The sequence below is a fragment of the Actinosynnema sp. NPDC023658 genome (assembly GCF_040639995.1).
In the GTDB taxonomy this organism is placed as follows: Bacteria; Actinomycetota; Actinomycetes; order Mycobacteriales; family Pseudonocardiaceae; genus Actinosynnema.
In genome coordinates this window covers 1-18,283 of record NZ_JBFAAX010000066.1, presented here as the reverse complement: position 1 = coordinate 18,283, position 18,283 = coordinate 1, and the positions used below count along the sequence as shown (strand labels likewise).

The 18,283-nt window shown below is 72.5% G+C and carries 18 protein-coding genes and 1 pseudogene; 7 read left to right on the top strand and 12 right to left on the bottom strand.

The genetic code is table 11. The features are described from left to right. Window positions 1–89 precede the first annotated feature (89 nt). Window positions 90–437, bottom strand: coding sequence for a VOC family protein (locus tag AB0G02_RS11250; RefSeq protein ID WP_360792572.1), 348 nt, complete (start codon window positions 435–437; stop codon window positions 90–92). 93 nt (window positions 438–530) lie between these two features. Here AB0G02_RS11250 and AB0G02_RS11245 point away from each other — a divergent pair, with 93 nt between their 5' ends. After that, the gene (locus AB0G02_RS11245) at window positions 531–1,334 is read left to right on the top strand and encodes an AraC family transcriptional regulator (protein ID WP_360792570.1); all 804 of its coding nucleotides are present in this window, start codon (window positions 531–533) and stop codon (window positions 1,332–1,334) included. A 101-nt stretch (window positions 1,335–1,435) separates the two neighbouring features. Here AB0G02_RS11245 and AB0G02_RS11240 read toward each other — a convergent pair whose 3' ends face one another. Next, complete coding sequence (locus AB0G02_RS11240) at window positions 1,436–2,302, bottom strand: maleylpyruvate isomerase N-terminal domain-containing protein (protein WP_360792568.1); 867 nt, start codon at window positions 2,300–2,302, stop codon at window positions 1,436–1,438. A gap of 251 nt (window positions 2,303–2,553) precedes the next feature. On the opposite strand from AB0G02_RS11240, the pseudogene AB0G02_RS11235 reads away from it, so the two are divergent. Beyond that, a pseudogene (locus tag AB0G02_RS11235) lies at window positions 2,554–3,446 on the top strand (IS5 family transposase). Between the two features lie 8 nt (window positions 3,447–3,454). On the opposite strand, the gene AB0G02_RS11230 reads toward AB0G02_RS11235, so the two are convergent. Beyond that, a complete protein-coding gene (locus AB0G02_RS11230; RefSeq protein WP_360792566.1) occupies window positions 3,455–4,591 on the bottom strand; it encodes a DUF418 domain-containing protein in 1,137 nt (378 codons plus the stop codon). 261 nt (window positions 4,592–4,852) lie between these two features. On the opposite strand from AB0G02_RS11230, the gene urtA reads away from it, so the two are divergent. Genes urtA through urtE form a run of 5 tightly spaced genes read left to right on the top strand, consistent with a single transcriptional unit; the run spans window position 4,853 to window position 9,431 of the window. Then, window positions 4,853–6,070: an urea ABC transporter substrate-binding protein gene (urtA, locus tag AB0G02_RS11225; protein WP_360792564.1), complete on the top strand. Its 1,218-nt coding sequence runs from the start codon at window positions 4,853–4,855 to the stop codon at window positions 6,068–6,070. A gap of 1 nt (window position 6,071) precedes the next feature. Next, the gene (gene urtB, locus AB0G02_RS11220) at window positions 6,072–6,947 is read left to right on the top strand and encodes an urea ABC transporter permease subunit UrtB (protein ID WP_360792562.1); all 876 of its coding nucleotides are present in this window, start codon (window positions 6,072–6,074) and stop codon (window positions 6,945–6,947) included. Next, window positions 6,944–7,990: an urea ABC transporter permease subunit UrtC gene (urtC, locus tag AB0G02_RS11215; protein WP_360792560.1), complete on the top strand. Its 1,047-nt coding sequence runs from the start codon at window positions 6,944–6,946 to the stop codon at window positions 7,988–7,990. Before urtB ends, urtC begins: the two co-directional genes overlap by 4 nt. Next, the gene (gene urtD, locus AB0G02_RS11210; RefSeq protein WP_360792558.1) at window positions 7,987–8,736 is read left to right on the top strand and encodes an urea ABC transporter ATP-binding protein UrtD; all 750 of its coding nucleotides are present in this window, start codon (window positions 7,987–7,989) and stop codon (window positions 8,734–8,736) included. The genes urtC and urtD overlap by 4 nt, the downstream gene beginning before the upstream one ends. Next, a complete protein-coding gene (gene urtE, locus AB0G02_RS11205; protein WP_360792556.1) occupies window positions 8,736–9,431 on the top strand; it encodes an urea ABC transporter ATP-binding subunit UrtE in 696 nt (231 codons plus the stop codon). Before urtD ends, urtE begins: the two co-directional genes overlap by 1 nt. A 34-nt stretch (window positions 9,432–9,465) precedes the next feature. Here the strand turns inward: urtE and AB0G02_RS11200 are convergent, their stop codons facing one another. The 9 genes from AB0G02_RS11200 to AB0G02_RS11160 form a co-directional block, all read right to left on the bottom strand. Beyond that, entirely contained in the window at window positions 9,466–10,656 is a 1,191-nt protein-coding gene (locus AB0G02_RS11200; RefSeq protein WP_360792554.1) for a hypothetical protein, read from the bottom strand. Continuing rightward, window positions 10,653–11,411 (bottom strand): hypothetical protein, encoded by a 759-nt coding sequence (locus tag AB0G02_RS11195; protein ID WP_360792553.1) that lies wholly within the window; start codon window positions 11,409–11,411, stop codon window positions 10,653–10,655. Before AB0G02_RS11195 ends, AB0G02_RS11200 begins: the two co-directional genes overlap by 4 nt. A 264-nt stretch (window positions 11,412–11,675) precedes the next feature. After that, entirely contained in the window at window positions 11,676–12,782 is a 1,107-nt protein-coding gene (locus AB0G02_RS11190; RefSeq protein ID WP_360792551.1) for a hypothetical protein, read from the bottom strand. Further along, on the bottom strand, window positions 12,779–13,117 hold the full coding sequence (locus tag AB0G02_RS11185; protein ID WP_360792549.1) for a hypothetical protein: 339 nt from the start codon (window positions 13,115–13,117) through the stop codon (window positions 12,779–12,781). The genes AB0G02_RS11190 and AB0G02_RS11185 overlap by 4 nt, the downstream gene beginning before the upstream one ends. Beyond that, complete coding sequence (locus tag AB0G02_RS11180) at window positions 13,114–13,893, bottom strand: hypothetical protein (RefSeq protein ID WP_360792547.1); 780 nt, start codon at window positions 13,891–13,893, stop codon at window positions 13,114–13,116. Before AB0G02_RS11180 ends, AB0G02_RS11185 begins: the two co-directional genes overlap by 4 nt. Then, entirely contained in the window at window positions 13,890–14,966 is a 1,077-nt protein-coding gene (locus AB0G02_RS11175; RefSeq protein ID WP_360792545.1) for a hypothetical protein, read from the bottom strand. The genes AB0G02_RS11180 and AB0G02_RS11175 overlap by 4 nt, the downstream gene beginning before the upstream one ends. 80 nt (window positions 14,967–15,046) lie before the next feature. Further along, window positions 15,047–15,688 carry a response regulator transcription factor gene (locus tag AB0G02_RS11170; protein ID WP_360792543.1) on the bottom strand — a complete coding sequence of 214 codons (642 nt, stop codon included), beginning with the start codon at window positions 15,686–15,688 and terminating at the stop codon, window positions 15,047–15,049. Further along, entirely contained in the window at window positions 15,676–17,205 is a 1,530-nt protein-coding gene (locus tag AB0G02_RS11165) for a sensor histidine kinase (RefSeq protein WP_360792541.1), read from the bottom strand. The genes AB0G02_RS11170 and AB0G02_RS11165 overlap by 13 nt, the downstream gene beginning before the upstream one ends. Before the next feature lie 46 nt (window positions 17,206–17,251). After that, window positions 17,252–18,283, bottom strand: a 1,032-nt coding sequence (locus AB0G02_RS11160; protein ID WP_360792539.1) for a 2-polyprenyl-6-methoxyphenol hydroxylase-like oxidoreductase, incomplete at its 5' end; no start/stop codon positions are given.

Sequence of the window (18,283 nt, the reverse complement as noted above, 5' to 3'; positions counted from 1 at the left end):
CCCTCCCGCCCGCGGGTTCCGCCCTCCCCGCACCCCCCCCCGCCCACACCGCGCCGCCCCGCCGGGCGGTTCCGTCATCCCCCGGTCCCCTAGTCGGTCGAGAGGCAGAACGGGTGGCCCTCGGGGTCGGTGAGGACGGTCCAGTTCTCCTCGTCGGGCTGGAAGTCCGGCTTGGTCGCGCCCAGGTCGAGCAGGGTCGTGACGGCCGCGGCGACGTCGGGCACCTTGAAGTCGAGGTGGGCGTGCTTGCGGTCGTCCGGCCAGCCCGGTCCCTGGTAGCCGGCGACGCGCTGGAAGCCGAGCCGCACCGGGCCGCCGTCACCGAGGAAGACGTAGTCGTCGTCGGCGTAGGTGGCCTCCCAGCCGGTCGCGGCGGTGTAGAACGCGGCCAGCTTCGCCGGGTCGGCGCTGTCCAGGAGGATCGTGGCGAGGCGCATGGTCAGTCCTTTCTCGTGGTGGCGACAGCCTTCCCGATCGGTCGGGCGCGGGTATTGAACTTCTTTGTCGTACCCCCGGCGTAGCTTGCGGGTGTGCTCACGTCGGTGTCGCTGGCCGAGTCGGCCGATTTCAGGGTGGACGCGGTGACCTGCGCGAGTGCGCACGCCGGGTGGTCGGAGGCCGAGGTGCGGGACGGGCACCTGGTCGTGCTCGTGCGGCGGGGGCGGTTCCGGCGGCGGGCGCGGGACGGGGTGTTCGACGCGGAGCCGGGCACGGCGTACCTGGGCGTCCCGGGCGAGCCGGTGGAGTTCGCGCACCCGGCCGGCGGGGACTTGTGCACGGCGGTGTGGGTGCGGCCGCGGTTGTGGCGCTCGGTGGTGGGTGAGGACCGGCCGGCGCGGTCGGCGTTCCACGTGGACGCGGCGGTGGACCTGGCGCACCGCAGGCTCGTCTCCGGTCGGGACGTGGAGTTCGGCGTCGCGGAGGACCTGGTCCGGCTGGTGGGCGCGGCGGCGGGTCGGTTCGCGGACCGCCCGCTGCCCGGTGCGGCGGACCGCGCGGTGGTGGCCGCGGCGCGGGCGGCGGTGCTGGCGGACGCGCCGGAGTCGGCCGGGCTGGTGCCGCTGGCCGAGGCGCTGGGCGTGTCGCCGTACCGGCTGAGCCGGGCGTTCGGCCGGGAGGTGGGCGTGTCGCTGACGAGGTTCCGCAACCGGGTCCGGGTGGGGCGCGCGGTCGACCGGCTGGAGGCCGGCGAGACCGACCTGGCGGGGCTGGCGGCCGACCTGGGCTTCGCCGACCAGGCACACCTGACGAGGACCGTGCGCGACCACGTCGGTCACACGCCCGCCGCGTTGCGCCGCCTGCTGTCGGCCGCACCGCCCGGTGTCGCTCGCTGACGTGCGGACCGGCCGCGGTGGGCGCACTTGCGGCCTGGGGGCGGACCCGACTTCGCACCGACGCCCGGTGCCCGGAGCGGCCGCGACCTGGTCCGGGAGGACTAGCCGGCGGACAGCGGGACGGCGTTCGTCGGCATGCGGACCGCGCGCAGGAAGGTCGGCAGCAGCCACGGGCGCCGGCCGGTCACGCGCAGCTTGCCGGTCAGCGCGGCGCGGACCCGGCTGACCCGGCCGAACAGGACCAGGTGCAGCACCGCCGGGTCGAAGGTGACGCGCACGTCGACCCGGCCGCCCGGTTCCCCGACCGTCACGCGGCCGCGGTGCAGGACCAGCGTCACCGGGGCCGTGTGGCGGGAGCGGAAGGCGACGGCGATGCGGCGGTCGTCGCGTGGCGCGTCGTCGAGCAGGGTGCCGAAGTCGTTGCGCGCCAGGCCGATGATGAACAGGTCGAAGAACAGCCCGGCCTCCTCCGACGGCATCGGCCACGGCGCGTCGACCGCGCGGGCGATGTCCCAGCCGTGGATGAGCAGCTCGTTGACGAAGTGGGCCAGCACGCCCGCGACGGGCAGCCTGGACGCGCCCAGCCACGGCACGGTCGACTCGGGGTCCGCGCCCTCGGTCATGTCGATGATCGAGGCCACCATGGACCGCAGCATCCCCGTCAGCGCCGCCGGGTCGCGTTCGGTGAAGCGCCGCAGTGCCAGGTCGTTCAGGTCCGCGACGGTGTCCACGGTGACCGTGGGGATGCGCTCGGCCAGGGCCGGGTCCGCCACCTCGGCTCCGTCGGGCGCGAGCAGCGTCGTGTAGATCGAGGCGATGGCGACGACGTGCGCGGCGGTGTCCGCGACCGTCCACTCGGACGTGGCGAGCGCCTTCGGGTCCGCGGCACCGACCAGGTCCGCGAACCGCGCGGTGACGGCGGGCAGCACGGCGCGCACCGACGCCCATCGTTCGGGAACGTCCCCCACGGCTAACCCCCCAGGCGTTCGTGCGGTGACCACCGGACGATAGCAGCGCGGCCACGCCACCGGTTCTCCCCTGCTGCGGCGACTACGGGATGCGCGGTGGACCCCGTGGGAGCCCACCGCGCCGCTAGCCCGTGTTTCAGAAGTGAGGTGGTTGGCGGCGTGTCGGTGACCGGAACGCGGAGAGGTCTCCGGTAAGTGGTTTAGCGACCAAGCGAAACCGCAGTACCGGAGACCTCGTGGCCAGCGTAGCGGTGGCGGGGCGGCATGACCTGACCGACGCGCAGTGGGCGGTGCTGCAACCGCTGCTGCCCGTGGGACGCAGGCCTGGTCGTCCGCCGAAGTGGAGCAAGCGGCAGTTGATCGACGGCGTCCGTTGGCGGACGCGGGCCGGTTGTCCGTGGCGCGACGTCCCACCGGAGTACGGGCCTTGGCAGACCGTGTACGGGTTGTTCCGCCGCTGGCAGCGTGCCGGGGTCTGGCGGGCGATCCTGACCGCGTTGCAGGCCCGTGCGGATGCCGACGGGCTGGTCGTGTGGGACGTGTCGGTGGATTCCACGATCATGCGGGCGCACCAGCACGCCGCCGGAGCACGGAAAAGGGGGATCTCCAGGCCGAGCCGCCCGATACCGACGAAGGCGGGATCGAGCCGGACGATCACGGGCTGGGCCGGTCGCGGGGCGGGTGGACCAGCAAGCTGCATCTGGCCTGCGAGCAGGGCCGACGGCCGTTGTCGCTGCTGGTCACCGCCGGGCAGCGGGGCGACAGCCCGCAGTTCGTGCCGGTGATCGAGCAGATCTCGGTGCCGCGTCTCGGGTCCGGTCGGGCCAGGACCCGCCCGGACCGGGTTCTGGCGGACAAGGCCTACAGCTCCCAGGCCAACCGCGCCTACCTGCGACAACGGAGGATCAAGGCGACCATCGACCAGCCCCGCGACCAGGCCGCCCACCGCAAGGCCAAAGGCTCCTCGGGCGGGCGGCCACCGACGATCGACAGAGAGGTCTACAAACAGCGCCACGCCGTGGAGTGCGGCATCAACCTGCTCAAACAGCACCGGGCAGTGGCCACCCGCTACGACAAACTCGCCGTCCGCTACCAGGCCACCATCGACGTCGCCGCCATCAACATCTGGCTACGCCACATCTGAAACACGACCTAGGCCGCAACCCGGTGGAAGAGGCGTTGCGGCGCCCGGTACGCCAGGTCCCACACCGCCTCCACGGGACCGCGCGCGAACCGCCCCATCCACCACGACGCGCCCAGCACCAGCAGCGAGCTGATCACCAGCCACACGGCGACGGTGAAGCCCGCGCCCAGGTGGCCCCACCGGTCGGTCAGGCCCAGGCCCCACCGGTAGCAGAGCACGGACGCGAGCACGTTCTGCCCGACGTAGCAGCTCAACGCCGACCGGCCGACCGCCGTGACGCCCCGGCGCAGCGGGCCGGGTTCGGCGCGCAGCCGGTCCACCAGCGCGGCGATCCCGCCGAGCAGTCCGAACGCGACCAGCGGCGCGCACACGTACCGGTCGACGGCGAACCAGTCCGGCCCGGCCAGGGTCGTGGCGACGTTCAGCGGCACGCCGACGCCCAGGCCCCACACCACGAGCCGCCGCCGGAGGACGGCCCCGCGCGCGGAGTCCTCCAGCGCACCCGCCCGGAACAGCCGCGCGCCGGCCAGGAACAGCACGGTGCTCAGCGGCAGCACCAGGAACCCCTCGGCGCGGAACACCCCGAAGTACCGGACGCGGTCCACCACCCCGCCCCACCAGCTGTCCCCGGCCAGGACGAACCCAGGATCGCCGACCGACGTCTCACCGAGGAGCAGCCCCACCGTGATCAGGGCGACCACGGCCAGGTTCACCGCGCCGGCCGCGACCATCCAGCCGACCTGGACCCGTGAGCCCCGCGCCACCAGGAAGGCGACCAGCACGGACACCACCGCGTAGAACACCAGCACGTCGAACTCGAAGACCAGCAGGTAGTGCAGCAGGCCCTCCAGCAGCAGCAACGCCGACCGCCACAGGTACCACCCCGGCCAACGCCGACCGCGCCGCACCGCCGACCCGTGCTGGATCGCCAGGCCGATGCCGAACATGATCGACAGCAACCCCAGGAACTTGCCGTTGGTGAGCAGCTGCAGCACCGACTCGACGGTCGTCCCCCCGCCCGAGCCGAAGTCGGCCAGGAACCCCGTCACGCCCTGCGGGTGCGTGAAGACCCAGACGTTGGTCCCGAACGTGCCCAGGATCGCCACCCCGCGCAACACGTCCAACGCCGCGATGCGTGCGCCCATGTCCCCCCCTTCCCGAACGAACAGCGGGACCGAACGTAGGGCGGGGGCCGGTGCCGGATCGTCGGCCGATGGTCCGCCGTGGTGTCACACCTTCGGACGATGGCTGCGGCCGAACGGATGACGCGGCGGACGCGCGCGGTGAGCGCGAGAGGTCACGACTGGATACCGTGCGAATTTGGCCACACGAACGTAACCTCGCGCGCCCGGCACGCAACACGCGGTTCATAGCTTCTCGGTTCCACCTGCCGAAAGGAGCCGCCGGTGCGTTCCAGAACCTCCAGGCGCGGTCTGATCGCCCTCCTCCTGCCCGTCCTGCTCGCCACGGCCTGCGTCGACGAACCCGGTGGCGGCACCAGCGCCTCCGGTGACGAGATCAAGGTCGGCGTCCTGCACTCGCTGAGCGGGACGATGGCCATCAGCGAGGTCACCGTGCGCGACGCGGAGCTGCTGGCGATCGAGGAGATCAACGCCAAGGGCGGCGTGCTCGGCAAGAAGGTCGTCCCGGTCACCGAGGACGGCGCGTCGGACTGGCCCACGTTCGCCGAGAAGGCGCAGAAGCTGATCTCGCAGGACAAGGTGGCTTCCGTGTTCGGCGGCTGGACCTCCGCCAGCCGCAAGGCGATGCTGCCGGTGTTCGAGCGCAACAAGGCGCTGCTGTGGTACCCGGTGCAGTACGAGGGTCTGGAGAGCTCGCCCTACATCTTCTACACCGGCGCGACCACCAACCAGCAGATCGTGCCCGCGCTGGACTACCTGGCGTCGCAGGGCAAGAAGCGGATGTTCCTGGTGGGCAGCGACTACGTGTTCCCGCGCACCGCCAACAAGATCATCAAGGCGTACGCGGCGGCCAAGGGCATCGAGGTGCTGGGCGAGGAGTACACCCCGCTCGGCCACACGGAGTACAGCACGCTGGTCAACAAGATCTCCGACGCCAAGCCGGACGCGGTGTTCAACACCCTCAACGGCGACAGCAACGTGGCGTTCTTCAAGCAGCTGCGCGGTTCCGGCATCACGCCGCAGGCCACGCCCGTGGTGTCGGTGAGCGTCGCGGAGGAGGAGGTCAAGGGCATCGGGCCGGAGAACGTGGCCGGGCACCTGGTGGCGTGGAACTACTACCAGACCACCGCCACGCCCGCGAACGAGGCGTTCGTCAAGGCGTTCAAGGCGAAGTACGGCGCGGACAAGGTGACGTCCGACCCGATGGAGGCCGGGTACAACGCCGTGCACCTGTGGGCGGAGGCGGTGAAGAAGGCCGGCACCACCGAGGTCGAGGCGGTGCGCAAGGCCGCGGGCGGCATCGCGATCGAGGCGCCCGAGGGCACCACCACCATCGACGGCGGGAACCAGCACGTGGCCAAGACCGCGCGGATCGGCCTGGTGCAGCCCGACGGCCAGATCAAGGAGGTCTGGTCCTCCCCCGGCCCGATCAAGCCGGACCCCTACCTCAAGTCGTACGACTGGGCGGGCGGGTTGAGCTGACGTGGGCGCCTTGGCGAACCAACTGCCCATCGGGCTGAGCATCGCCGCCGTGCTGCTGCTGATCGCCCTCGGCCTGACGTTCACGTTCGGCCAGATGGGCGTGATCAACATGGCGCACGGCGAGTTCATCATGGCCGGCGCGTACACCGCCTACCTCGTGCAGGGAATCACCAGTCAGTCGTTCCTCATCGCGCTGCCGGTGGCGTTCGTCGTGGCCGGGCTGCTGGGCCTGCTGCTGGAGTGGGCGCTGATCCGGCGGTTCTACGGGCGGCCGCTCGACACGCTGCTGCTGACCTGGGGCGTGAGCCTGGTGCTGCAGCAGCTGGCGCGTGACGTCTTCGGCGCACCGAACGTCCAGGTGACGGCTCCGACCTGGCTGACCGGCGGCGTCGACCTGCTCGGCGTGCGCCTGCCGCACAACCGGGTGTTCATCATCGCGCTGGCCGTGCTGTGCGTGGTCGGGGTGTGGCTCTACCTGACCAGACTGCCCGCCGGCCGTCGGATGCGGGCGGTGGTGCAGAACCGGGAGCTGGCCGCCTACAGCGGCATCGCCACGGCACGGGTCGACCGGTTCACGTTCCTGCTCGGCTCGGGGCTGGCCGGGGTGGCGGGCGTCGCGCTGACGCTCGTCGGCCCGGTCGGCCCGACCCTGGGCACCTCCTACATCGTGGACGCGTTCCTGGTCGTCGTCGCGGGCGGGCTCGGCCAGCTGCGCGGCGCGGTGCTGGCGGCGGTCGCGCTCGGGTTCCTCAACGGCTACCTGGAGTTCTGGACCGACGCGAGCCTGGCCAAGGTGCTGGTGTTCGTGGCGATCATCGCGTTCCTCCAGGTCCGGCCGCAGGGCATGTTCGTGCTGAAGGGGAGGGCGTTGGTATGACGTGGGGTCGCATCTCCCTGGTGGTGTGCGTGGTGCTGCTGGCGGTGGCGCCGTTCGCGCTCTCGCCGTTCCGCCTCGGGCTGCTGGCGAAGTACCTGTGCTTCGCGATCGTCGCGGTCGGGATCGCGCTGGCCTGGGGCCAGGGCGGGATGCTGACGCTGGGCCAGGGCGTGTTCTTCGGGCTCGGCGGTTACGCGATGGCCATGTACCTCAAGCTGGAGGAGGCCGGGTCGGCCGGGTTGCCGGACTTCATGGTGTGGAGCGGGGTCGAGGAGCTGCCCGCGCTGTGGAAGCCGTTCGGCAACCCCGTCGTCGCGCTGGCGGCGGTCGTGGTGGTGCCCGGCCTGGTCGCGTTCCTGCTGGGGCTGCTGGTGTTCCGGCAACGGGTGCGCGGCGCGTACTTCGCGATCCTGTCCCAGGCGTTGGCGGCGGCGTTCGTCATCCTGCTGGTGGGTCGGCAGGGGCTCACCGGCGGCACCAACGGGATGACGAACTTCAGCCGGTTCTTCGGGCTCGACCTCACCGACCCGAACGGGCAGCGCGCCGTGTACGCCGTCGCGGCCCTGGTGCTGGGCGCGACGTTCCTGGTGGCGAAGCTGCTGGTGCGCAGCCGGTTCGGCCGGCTGCTGGTGGCGGTGCGCGACGGCGAGGACCGGGTGCGGTTCCTCGGCTACGACCCGGCCCTGGTCAAGACGATCACGTTCACCCTCTCCGCGGTGATGGCGGGCCTGGCAGGTGCGTTGTTCGTACCCGTCGTCGGCATCATCTCCCCCGCGATGCTCGGCATCGTGCCCTCGCTGGAGTTGCTGGTCGGCGTCGCGGTCGGCGGGCGGTTCGTGCTGGCGGGCGCCATCGCCGGCGCGATCGCGGTCAACTACGCCAAGACGCTGTTCAGCGAGGACTTCGCGGAGGGCTGGCTGTACCTCCAGGGCGGCCTGTTCGTGCTGGTGCTGGTGTTCGCGCCCAAGGGCCTGGCGGGCGTGGTCGGGTCGGTGCGCGAGCGGGTGGCGTCCCGTCGGCAGCCCGCGGGGGTGACGGCGTGAGCGCGTTGCTGGAGGTGCGCGGGCTGCGCGTGGTGTTCGACGGGTTCGCCGCGCTCGACGGGCTGGACCTCACCGTCGAGGAGGGCGAGCTGCGGTTCCTCATCGGGCCGAACGGCGCGGGCAAGACGACGCTGATCGACGTGGTGACGGGGCTGACCAAGCCCGCGTCGGGCAGCGTCGCGTTCGGCGGCCGGGAACTGGTGGGCAGGCGCGAGCACCACATCGTGCGGATGGGCGTCGGCCGCACGTTCCAGACCGCGACCGTGTTCGAGGACCTGAACGTGGTGGAGAACCTGGACCTCGCGGACAGCTTCCGGTTGCCGCTGCGGTCGTTGTTCCGGCGGCGGCGCGGCGTGTCGGACGCGGTGGCCTCGGCGTTGGAGGTGGCCGAGCTGACCGCGTTGGCCGACCGGCCCGCCGGGGTGCTCTCGCACGGGCAGCGGCAGTGGCTGGAGATCGGGATGCTGCTGGTGCAGCAGCCGAAGCTGCTGCTGCTGGACGAGCCGGTGGCGGGCATGAGCCGGTCCGAGCGCGAGCGGACCGGCGAGCTGCTGCACCGCATCGCCGCGACGCACACGGTGGTCGTGGTCGAGCACGACATGGAGTTCCTGCGCCGGTACGCGCGCAAGGTCACGGTGATGCACCAGGGTCACGTCCTGCGCGAGGGCTCGGTGGCCGAGGTGCAGGAGGACCCGCGGGTGCGCGAGGTGTACCTGGGGCGGGCCAAGGGGAAGGCGGTGACCTGATGCTGTCGGTGTCCGGGGTGGACGTGTCCTACGGGCGGGCGCGGGTGCTGTTCGGCGTGGGGCTGGAGGTGCCGGCCGGGTCGCTGGTGTGCGTGATGGGCCGCAACGGCGTCGGCAAGACGACGCTGCTGAAGACCGTCATGGGCACGCTCACGCCCACGGCCGGGCGCATCACGTTGGACGGGCGGGACATCACGCGCGTGCCGACGCACCAGCGGGTCCGCGCGGGCATGGCGTACGTGCCGCAGGGGCACGTCTCGTTCCCGCAGCTGACCGTGTGGGAGAACCTGCGGGTCACGCTGGAGGCCACCGGGCACCGCGACCCGATGGCGGTGGACGAGGCGCTGGACGTGTTCCCGGCGTTGCGGCAGCTCGCCAAGCGGCCAGCCGGGTTCCTCTCCGGCGGTCAGCGGCAGCAGCTGGCCATCGCGCGGGCGCTGATCACCCGGCCGCGGCTGCTGCTGCTGGACGAGCCGACCGAGGGCATCCAGCCGTCGGTGATCGACGAGATCGAGACCGCGATCGAGCGGCTGCACCGGGAGGCCGGGTTGACCGTGCTGCTGGTCGAGCAGTACCTGGACTTCGCGCTGCGGCTGGCCGACAGCTTCGTGGTGATGGACGCGGGCGAGGTCGTGCACGCGGGGGCCGTCGAGGAGCTGCACGACGAGGAGGTGCGCCGGATGCTCGCGGTCTGAGGACCGGCCGCCCTACCGCCGCCTGGCCACCGCCCTACCTCCGCCTGGCTGCGGCCTGCCGGGCGAGCGCCGCCGCGCCGATGATCAGGATGAGCGCGACCAGGCCCCACCGCCGTTGGTCGCGCAGGACGTGGTTCTTCGGCATCACCGTCTCCGCCCGCCGATCCGGCATTTCCAGGCCGGAGGGCGGGGGCGGTTCCGGCGTGTTCGGGGGTGGCGGCGGTGGTGGGGGCGTGTTCAGGGGCGGCTCGGGGGGTGGCGGAGGCACGACGGGCTCCGACGTGGTCGTGAGGGTGACGACCGGTTGGGCCCGCACGGTCGTCGTGGTGGTCGGCGGGGTGGGGCGCGGGGTCGTGGTCGTGGTCGTGGTCGGCGTGGGTGCCGGGGTGGTGGTGGTCGGTGCCGGGGTGGTCGTGGTCGTCGTCGTGGTCGGCGGCGTCGTCGTGGTGGTCGTCGGCACGGTGGTGGTCGTCGGGGTCGGCGTGGTCGTGGTCGTCGGCGGTGGCTGCGTCAGGCAGCCCGACGAGTCGATCGTCCGCACCGCGGGCCCCGAGGAGATCTGCGTGACCACGCCCGACCCGTCCAGCGCCACCCGCCACAACGTGCTGCGCCCGCCGTGGCTGTTGTTCGTCGCGTAGAGCGCGCCGTCCGGTGCGAGCGTCACCGCGCCGTAGCTGTCACCGCGGGGCAGCCGCCCCGCGCCCGGCACGGGTGTCGTCCGGCCGGTGTCCGGGTCGATGGTGACCACCTGGCCGTGGCCGAACGCGGTGGACACGCCGTAGAGCAGGCCGTCGTCCGGGTTGACGTCGAAGTCGTCGACCGTCACGGCCTCCGACGGCCACATCCACACCTCGTGGACGACCTGGCCGAACCTGGAGCTGTCCGGGTCGATGTCGACCGACCGCAGCAGCAGGCCCTGCCGCACCACCAGCCGCTCGTCCACCACCACGCCCGCCGTCGCGCCTGACAGCAGGTCGGACGGGCGCGTCGGCTCACCGACCGGCCGGCCGGACCGGTCGAGCGCGACGAGCCTGCCGCGCTCGTCCACGCCGTACACGAGGTCCTGCCGGGCGGAGTAGCCGAGGGCGTTCAGCCGCACGTCGAGCGCGTTCAGCGCGGTCGTCTCGCCGGAGGGCAGCTGGACCCGGAAAGCGGTCGACGAGCCGTGAGCCCCCGCCTCCACCTGGATGACGGTGCACACGACCTGCGCGAGCGCTTCGATCATCCGAATCGCTCCACCGCGGCCTCGAAGGCGTCGGGGGTGACCCCGGCACCGCCGCCGAACGGGTTCTGCAGCTGGGAGGTGGCGTAGAGCAGCAGCGTGATGGTCGCGGCGAGGGTGGCCACGATGAGCACGTGCGTGCGGATGCGCGGTCCGCCGAACAGCAGCGGCAGGAGGATGGCCAGCACGCTGCCCGCGATCAGCACGAACCACACCACGTTGCTGACACCGCCGCCGGCCGCGTCCAGCCGTTGCTGCCTGGCCTCGTAGACCTTCCACAGCTGGTTCGCGGCCTCGATCTTGCGCTCGTTGCGCCACTCGTCGGTCGCGGCCGCGTTGGCCACGACCTGGCGCAGCCGGTCGAGCTGGGCCCACCCGTCCGACTCGACGGCGGTGCCCGCCGTCATCGACGGCCACTCGTCGTCGATGACGGTCTGGGCGTACTCGCGCGACAGCTGCCGCACCTCGGCGCCGGTTCCCTCGGACAGCGCGTCGCTCGCCCACGTGGCGGCGACCAGCCCGTCGGCCTCCCGGTACGCGGCGTCGGACGCCTCGTTGACGGCGTCGAACAGGGCGATGAGCACGAACGCCACCAGGACCGCGTGCAGGCCTCCCACGATCGTGAAGACCTGGCCCGCGGCCTCGTTGTTGGCCGAGCGACCCTCCAGCTCGCCGTACCGACGGATCAGGTAGGCCAGCACCGCGGCGGCGATGGCCGCCCCGCCGACCCACAGCAGACCTGTCAGGTAAATGCTCATCGACGCCCTTTCGACACCCGGATGAATTCCACGAATCCGCCGAATCCACTCCTGGAAACCTAGTGATCCGCCCGATCAGGGGAGAAGCCGGTTCATCCGAGTGCCGATAAACGCCAAACGATCAGGTGACAGGCACACCACGCCACATCGTCACACCAGAGGTCCGTCCGCTGGAATGCGGGCAGAACCATCCCATCGAGTTAATCAGTTAACCCGGTCGAGTAATTTTGGAGCAACAGAACGTCGCGGAGTAGTCGAACTCTTTCACCCCGCGAACAACAATGCCAGGCCGCCCGCCGTGTAGCCGACCATCAGCACCAGCAACGGCACCTGGCCGGTCAGGTGCTCACGCGGCGGCAGCAGCCGCAACGCGCGGTCGTGCGCGGACACCACGGCCAGCAGGTGCCCGGCCAGCACCGCGCCCACCTGCACGGACGCCACCAGGACGGGTGCGGCGAGGGTGTCGTCCGGGGTGAAGCCGGTGACGCCGAGCAGCAGCGCGACGGCCCGTTGGCCCTCCACGGCCAGCAGCGAGAAGTAGTGCGCCACGACGTACCCGGCCGCGATCGGCACCAGCGAGTGCGCGAGCCGCCCGCCCAGGGACCGGGTCGCGAGCAGGTAGGTGCCCGCCACGAGCGCCACGGCCGCCAGGAGCCCGGCCCAGTCGGGCACCGACAGGCGCTCCCACGCGGGGCTGGAGCCGATGCTGTCGAACGCGGTCGAGCCGAGCAGCACGGCGACCACCGCGACCAGGCCCGGCCGCACGGGGGTGGCGACGAGCACGCGGAACGGATTGCCGCGCAGCGGTGACAACCGGCCCAGCAGCGTGGAGAACACCTCGAACCCGTCGGCCCGCTCGAACCACGTGCCGCCGAACACCACCCCGCCGGCGACGTTCACCACCGCGTGCGCCACCAGGAACCACGGCAGCGCGTCCGGCTCGACCAGCTCCACCCAGGTGAACGCGAGCAGGCCCAGCGCGGCGGGCCAGTGGCCGAGCCGTTCGGGGTAGGCGCGGCCGAGCGTGGCGCGGGCGGCCAGGCGCAGCGGGTTGAGCACCCGCCACACCGGCCCCAGCAGCACCGACAGCACCGCCACGCCGACCCACAGCAGCACGAACACCAGGTGCGGCCACGCCGCCGCGGGCACCAGCACGAGGCCGACCGCGACCAGCAGCCGCACCGGCCACCAGTCGCGCCCGGGCTTCGGCTCGGCGGCGTCGAACCGGGGCTCCGTCCACAGCAGACCCAGCGCCAGGAACGACGCCAGCAGCGCGACGGCCGCGCCCTGGAGCACCAGGTCGAGCGGCAGCGGCAGGTCGTGCCGCGCGCCGACGCCGTGCGCCAGGACCACCGGACCGGCGAGGGTCACCGCACCACCAGCTGCACGAGCAGCGTGTCGGGGTGCGCCTCCACCTCGAACGTGCCGGTCCGGTCGGCGGTGAACCGGAGCACCGCGGGCTTGTCGTGCTCGGCCCAGCCCAGCACGTCGAACCCGTGCACGTGCACGTCCACCGGTTCCTCGCTGGTGACGGTCAGCTCGACGGCCTGCCCGCGCGCCGCCTCCACCCGCTCGGGCGAGGGCTGGTCCACCGACAGCCGGAGCACGAGCGGTCCGGGTGCCGCCACCGGCTCCGGGGTGGACGAGCAGCCCGCGAGCGCGAGCAGCGCGAACAGCAGGGCGAGGATCGGGGTGCCCTTCTTCATGCGGTCGAACCAGCCCTTCTCAGGTAGTCGAACCCGCCCGCGGCGAGGCCGAGGCCGCCGCCGAGGGTGAGTGCCACGAGCAACCGGTCCACGTCGGCCGGACCGGCGAACGGCAGCTGGGAGAACCGGAAGCTGTCGAAGTCCGGTATCCCCGCCACCACCAACATCGCGCCCACGACAGCCGCCACGAACGCGGTCGCGGGCTTGCGCCGCACCGCCGCCACCGCCGCGACGACCGTGAGCGGCCACGCGACCAGGCCCACGCCGCTCGCGCCGAGCAGCAGCGGCACGAACGGCTCCCCGGTCACCGCGAGCGTCGAGCCGACCGCGTGCCACACGTGCGCGGCCGTCACGACGACCACGCCGGCGGCGAGCAGCGCGCGCCCGCGGCCCAGGAAGTAGCCGCCGACGGCGAGCGCGGCCATGATCAGCAGCCACCACAACGGGTTCGGACCCGGCGTGACGTCCACCCGTCCCTCGATGACCGAGGTGCCGAGCGGCACCTCCCACCGGGGCGCGGTGGTGCGCTCGTCGCGGAAGCGGTAGGTCTCCCCCGGCCCGACCCCGTGGTCGCCGGCCGCGATCGGGGAGGCGCCCCCGTTGCGGACCTCCACCTGGCTGCCGTGGTTGACCATGGTCGCCGTCACGCCGGGCAGCGGCGGGTCGATCGCCGTGACCCGGCTCAGGTGGTCCTGCGGGGTGAGGCCGCCGGCGTGCGCCCGGGCCGGTGCGGCGGTGGTGACCAGCAGGACGAGGGCCAGGAGCAGCGCCCTCACCGGCGGGCGGTCGGCACGAGCACCGCCGCCATCAGCAGGCCGTGCAGCGCGGCCATGACCGGGGCGCCGGTCCACATCTCGGTGACGCTCGGCGTCGTGCCCTGGTCGACGATGGCCGTGACGAAGTACACCGCCCAGGTGACGAAGGACGCGGCGGCGCCGAAGATCCGGTACTCCTTCACCCGGAGCTCCGAGGGGCGCAGCTTGAGCAGCAGCACGTCGATGAGGACGCCGGCCACGATGAACCCGGCGGCGGTGCTGAGGTTCTCGTAGTTGGCGACGGCGGTGCTGAGCAGCATCACCACGAACGCCAGCAGGGTGGCGCTGCCGAACGGCGGCCGGAACCGGCGCGCGGCCAGCAGCAGCGGCACGACCATGATCAGGTTGGTGAGCATGATCGCGGCGGCGAGGTCGCCCGCCCGGCCGATGTTGTTCGCGCCCTTCTGGAACGAGAACGCCTTGATCACCTCGCCGCTGGTGAACACGGTCGCGTCGGCGTAACCGGCGAACAGCAGCACCAGCGAGGCGGTGAACGCCAGCGCCAGCACGGCGGGCAGGAACTGCTTGAACGACGGGCTGATCACGTCCCGGTCGCTCCACAGGGTGCGCAGCGGCGTGGTGAGGATCAGCACCATCGAGGTGATCAGGGCCAGGTGGGTCGGGCTGAACAGGATGTCGATGCCCTGCTCGATGCCGATGAACGTGTGCCACAGGTAGTCGCCGACGCCCGCGGCGGCGAACACCGGCAGCGCGAACACCGCCGGCCCGTAGCCGACGGGGATCGCGTCGAGCCCCCGCAGGCCGTGCTGGTAGTTGCGCCACAGCACCCACAGGATCCACGCGCCGGTCGCGGCGAACCCCGAGTAGAACACCGCGTGCCACGGCGTGAAGAAGGTTTCCAGCTCGGGCACGTTGGAGTGGGCCCAGGCGTCGAGGAACAGGCCGATCGAGAACCAGGTGCCCAGCAGCACCGTCACCAGGTCCGTGCGGTAACCGGCGCGCGGCCTCCGGCCCGGTGCGGCCACCGCGCCGACCGCGGGTTCGTCCACATGTGCGTTCTGCCCCAGTTGCATGCCGCCCAGCGTGCCCGCGCGGGAGGGTGCGGCGGAATCGTGCCACCCCCACCCCGTGGTGCGGTTAACCGCACCACGGGTCAGGCGTTGAGGTAGCGCAGGACGGCCAGCACGCGCCGGTGGTCGTGCGGGCTCGCGGACAGGTCCAGCTTGGTGAAGATGCTCGTGCAGTGCTTCTCCACGGTCCGCTCCGCGATGAACAGCCGTTGCGCGATGGCCTGGTTGGTGCGCCCCTCCGCCATCAGCGCGAGCACCGCCCGCTCCCGGTCGGTCAGGCGGTCGTCGCTGTCGTCCCGGCGGCGCACCAGCAACCGGCTCACCACCTCCGGGTCGAACGCCGACCCGCCCGCGCCGACGCGCCGGATCGCGGAGGTGAACTCGGCCAGGTCCGACACCCGGTCCTTGAGCAGGTAGCCGACGCCGTCCGCGCCCGCGTCCAGCAGCTCCGCCGCGTAGCTCACCCGGACGTACTGGGACAGCACGAGGACCCCGGTCGCCGGGTACTGCCGCCGCAGCACGAGCGCGGCCCGCAGGCCCTCGTCGGTGTGCGTGGGCGGCATCCGGATGTCCACGATGGCCACGTCGGGCCGGTGCTCGTCCACCGCCGCCGTCAGCGCCGTCGCGTCCTCGACCGCCGCCACGACGTCGAACCCGGCCTCCACGAGCAGCCGCGACAGCCCTTCGCGCAGCAACGTCGAGTCCTCCGCGATCACGACGCGCACGGCAGCACCACCCGCACGCTCGTGCCCGTCGACGCCGCACTGACCACCCGCATCGTCCCCCCGTTCGCTTCCACCCGTTCACCGAGGCCGCGCAGCCCCGAGCCGCGCCGGGGATCCGCTCCCCCGCGCCCGTCGTCGTCGACCTCGACGACCAACCGACCGTCCCGGCCGCTGATCACGACCTTCGTCCGGGACGCCTCGGCGTGCTTGGTGACGTTCGCCAGCGCCTCGGCCACCACGTAGGACGCGGTCGTCTCCACCAGCGGCGGCACGGTGGCGGGCAGGTCCAGCGTCAGGTCCACCCGCGGTTCGGCCAGCGCGGTCAGCTCGCGCACCGCGCCGTGCAGGCCGCGTTCGGTCAGCACCGGCGGGTGGATGCCGTGGCACACCGCGCGCACGTCGTCGATGGTCGCCAGCACCGCCTGCTTGGCCTCGCCGGCCAGCGCCCGCCCGCGTTCCGGCGGCACGGTCTCCGCCAGTCCCAGCGTCATCGCCACCGACAGCAGCCGCTGCTGGACGCCGTCGTGCAGGTTGCGCTCCAGCCGGCGGCGTTCGTCCTCGGCGGCCCGCAGCACCTTGGCGCGCGAGTCGGCCAGCTGCCGGACCTTCGCGCGCAGCTCGGCGGTGAGCCGTTCGTTCTCCAGCGCCAGGCCCACCGCGGCGCAGGCGGCGTCCACGAGTTCCAGGTCGAGCACGGGGTCGTGCAGCACCACGGCGACGGGCGTGCCGCCCCGGTCCACCCTGGTGTGCACGGAGTCCAGCGTGACCGGGCGGCCGTCCGGGTCCACGTACCGCTCCTGCTCGGCCACCCAGTACGCGACGCGCAGGCCCGGGTCGTGCAGCGTGGCGGCCAGCGCCTCCTGCACCCCGGCGTGGGGGCTGCCGCCGCTGAGCCGCACCACCAGGTCGGCCACCTCGCCGCGGTCGATCCGGCGGCGCAGCAGGCCGGCGAGGTAGGCGAACGGGATGCCGCTCAACGCCAGCATCAGCACCACGACCGGCGGGTTGAGGCCCGCGCGTTCCACCGGTTCCCACACCACGAACGCGATGATCGCGACCGCGGTCGCGCCCAGCATCGCGGTGAGCGTGCGCCGCTGCGCCATGCTGCTGCACCGCCAGCGGTGCAGTTGCAGCACCAGCATGGTCATCCCGATGACGGCCGTCATCACCGTCTCGGAGTCGATGATCGACGCCGTCCACGGCTGGTGCTTGTACTCCAGGGCCACGCACAGCACCACGGACTCGGCGTACCCGGCGGCCACGACGAGCCGCCGCGGCAGCGTCAGCAGCCTGCCGGTCGGGAACCCGACCAGCACGTGACCGAGCAGCGACGGCCAGCTCTTGGCCACCAGCATCAGCAGCAGCGGGCCGTCCTCGACGGTGTAGTCGAGCAGCCAGCCCACGCCCACGAGCACCAGCAGCAGCCCGATCCGGTTGCGCGGCTGGACCCGGCGGCTGATCACCCCCGCGACCACGTAGACCAGGCTCACCGCGATGATCGCGAACGGCAGCAGCATGGTGCAAAGGTAGCTGTTCGGCGGTGCCCGGCGGCCCGGTTGCGCCCTACTTGCCGCGCACACCCCCGAGGACGACGCGGGCCAGCACGGCGGGGCGCAGGATCGACGTCGGCGGTTGCAGGAGGCCGATGGTGCGGATGAACGCGGTCGCGGCCACGGGGTCGTGCGCGGCGACGCGTTGCAGCCGGGCGACGTACATGTTCAACGCCTTGGTGGAGGGCGAGCGGTGGCCGGGCACCTCCGGCAGCGCCAGGTCACCGAGCGCGTTGAGCTGCCACACCGGGTCGATGATCTTGGCCGCGGCGCGGAAGAACCGCGCGGCCAGGTCCGCCTCGCCGTCCGCCAGGCACCGCCGCAGGGCCTCGGACTCCAGCGCCGCGACGGTCATGCCCTGGCCGTAGATCGGGTTGAAGCTGCACATCGCGTCACCGAAGACCAGCAGCCCGGCCGGGAACTGCCGCAGCCGCTCGTAGCGGCGGCGCAGGCTGGCCGGGAACCGGTGGGTGCGGATCTCGGTGAGCGGTTCGGAGGCGGCGACGGCGTCCTGCACGTCCGGCGGCGCGGACCGCTTGAGGAACGCCAGGAAGCCGGACTCGTCCGAGGGCGGGTGGTCGCCCGCCATGCCGACCTGGGTCACCATCCACTGACCGTGCTCCTGCGCGGCGAACGCGAACCCGGTCGGCCGACCGGGCACCGGGCCGACCAGCACGAGCTTGTCCGGGAACGGCGTCTCCGGCCGCACCAACCGGCTCGCGTAGACCATGTTCACGTCGATGCGCTCCTCGGCGGGCGTCGGCAGCCCCAGGGACGCCAGCCACGACCGCGCCCGCCCGGACCGGCCCATCGCGTCGATCACGAGGTCGGCGGCGAGCACCTCCCGCTCGCCGTTGCGGACGACCTCGACCCCGGTCACCCGACCGCCCTCGACCACGGGCCCGGCCACGTCGCAGTCGGGCACGATCGTCACGCCGGGGTGGTTCGCGAGCCGGGCGCGGACCGCGCCCTCCAGCATCGGCCGGGTCGCCTGGATGTCACCGGCGCCGGTGTCGGTGCGCACCATCGCGTGACCCGCCAGCAC

Coding starts and splice junctions, on each gene's coding strand:
- AB0G02_RS11185 (WP_360792549.1), bottom strand. CDS start 13,117: ATGAAGAAGGGCACCCCGATCCTCGCCCTGCTGTTCGCGCTGCTCGCG.
- AB0G02_RS11195 (WP_360792553.1), bottom strand. CDS start 11,411: ATGAGCATTTACCTGACAGGTCTGCTGTGGGTCGGCGGGGCGGCCATC.
- AB0G02_RS11250 (WP_360792572.1), bottom strand. CDS start 437: ATGCGCCTCGCCACGATCCTCCTGGACAGCGCCGACCCGGCGAAGCTG.
- AB0G02_RS11165 (WP_360792541.1), bottom strand. CDS start 17,205: ATGCTGCTGCCGTTCGCGATCATCGCGGTGAGCCTGGTCTACGTGGTC.
- urtE (WP_360792556.1), top strand. CDS start 8,736: ATGCTGTCGGTGTCCGGGGTGGACGTGTCCTACGGGCGGGCGCGGGTG.
- AB0G02_RS11175 (WP_360792545.1), bottom strand. CDS start 14,966: ATGCAACTGGGGCAGAACGCACATGTGGACGAACCCGCGGTCGGCGCG.
- AB0G02_RS11230 (WP_360792566.1), bottom strand. CDS start 4,591: ATGGGCGCACGCATCGCGGCGTTGGACGTGTTGCGCGGGGTGGCGATC.
- urtC (WP_360792560.1), top strand. CDS start 6,944: ATGACGTGGGGTCGCATCTCCCTGGTGGTGTGCGTGGTGCTGCTGGCG.
- AB0G02_RS11200 (WP_360792554.1), bottom strand. CDS start 10,656: ATGATCGAAGCGCTCGCGCAGGTCGTGTGCACCGTCATCCAGGTGGAG.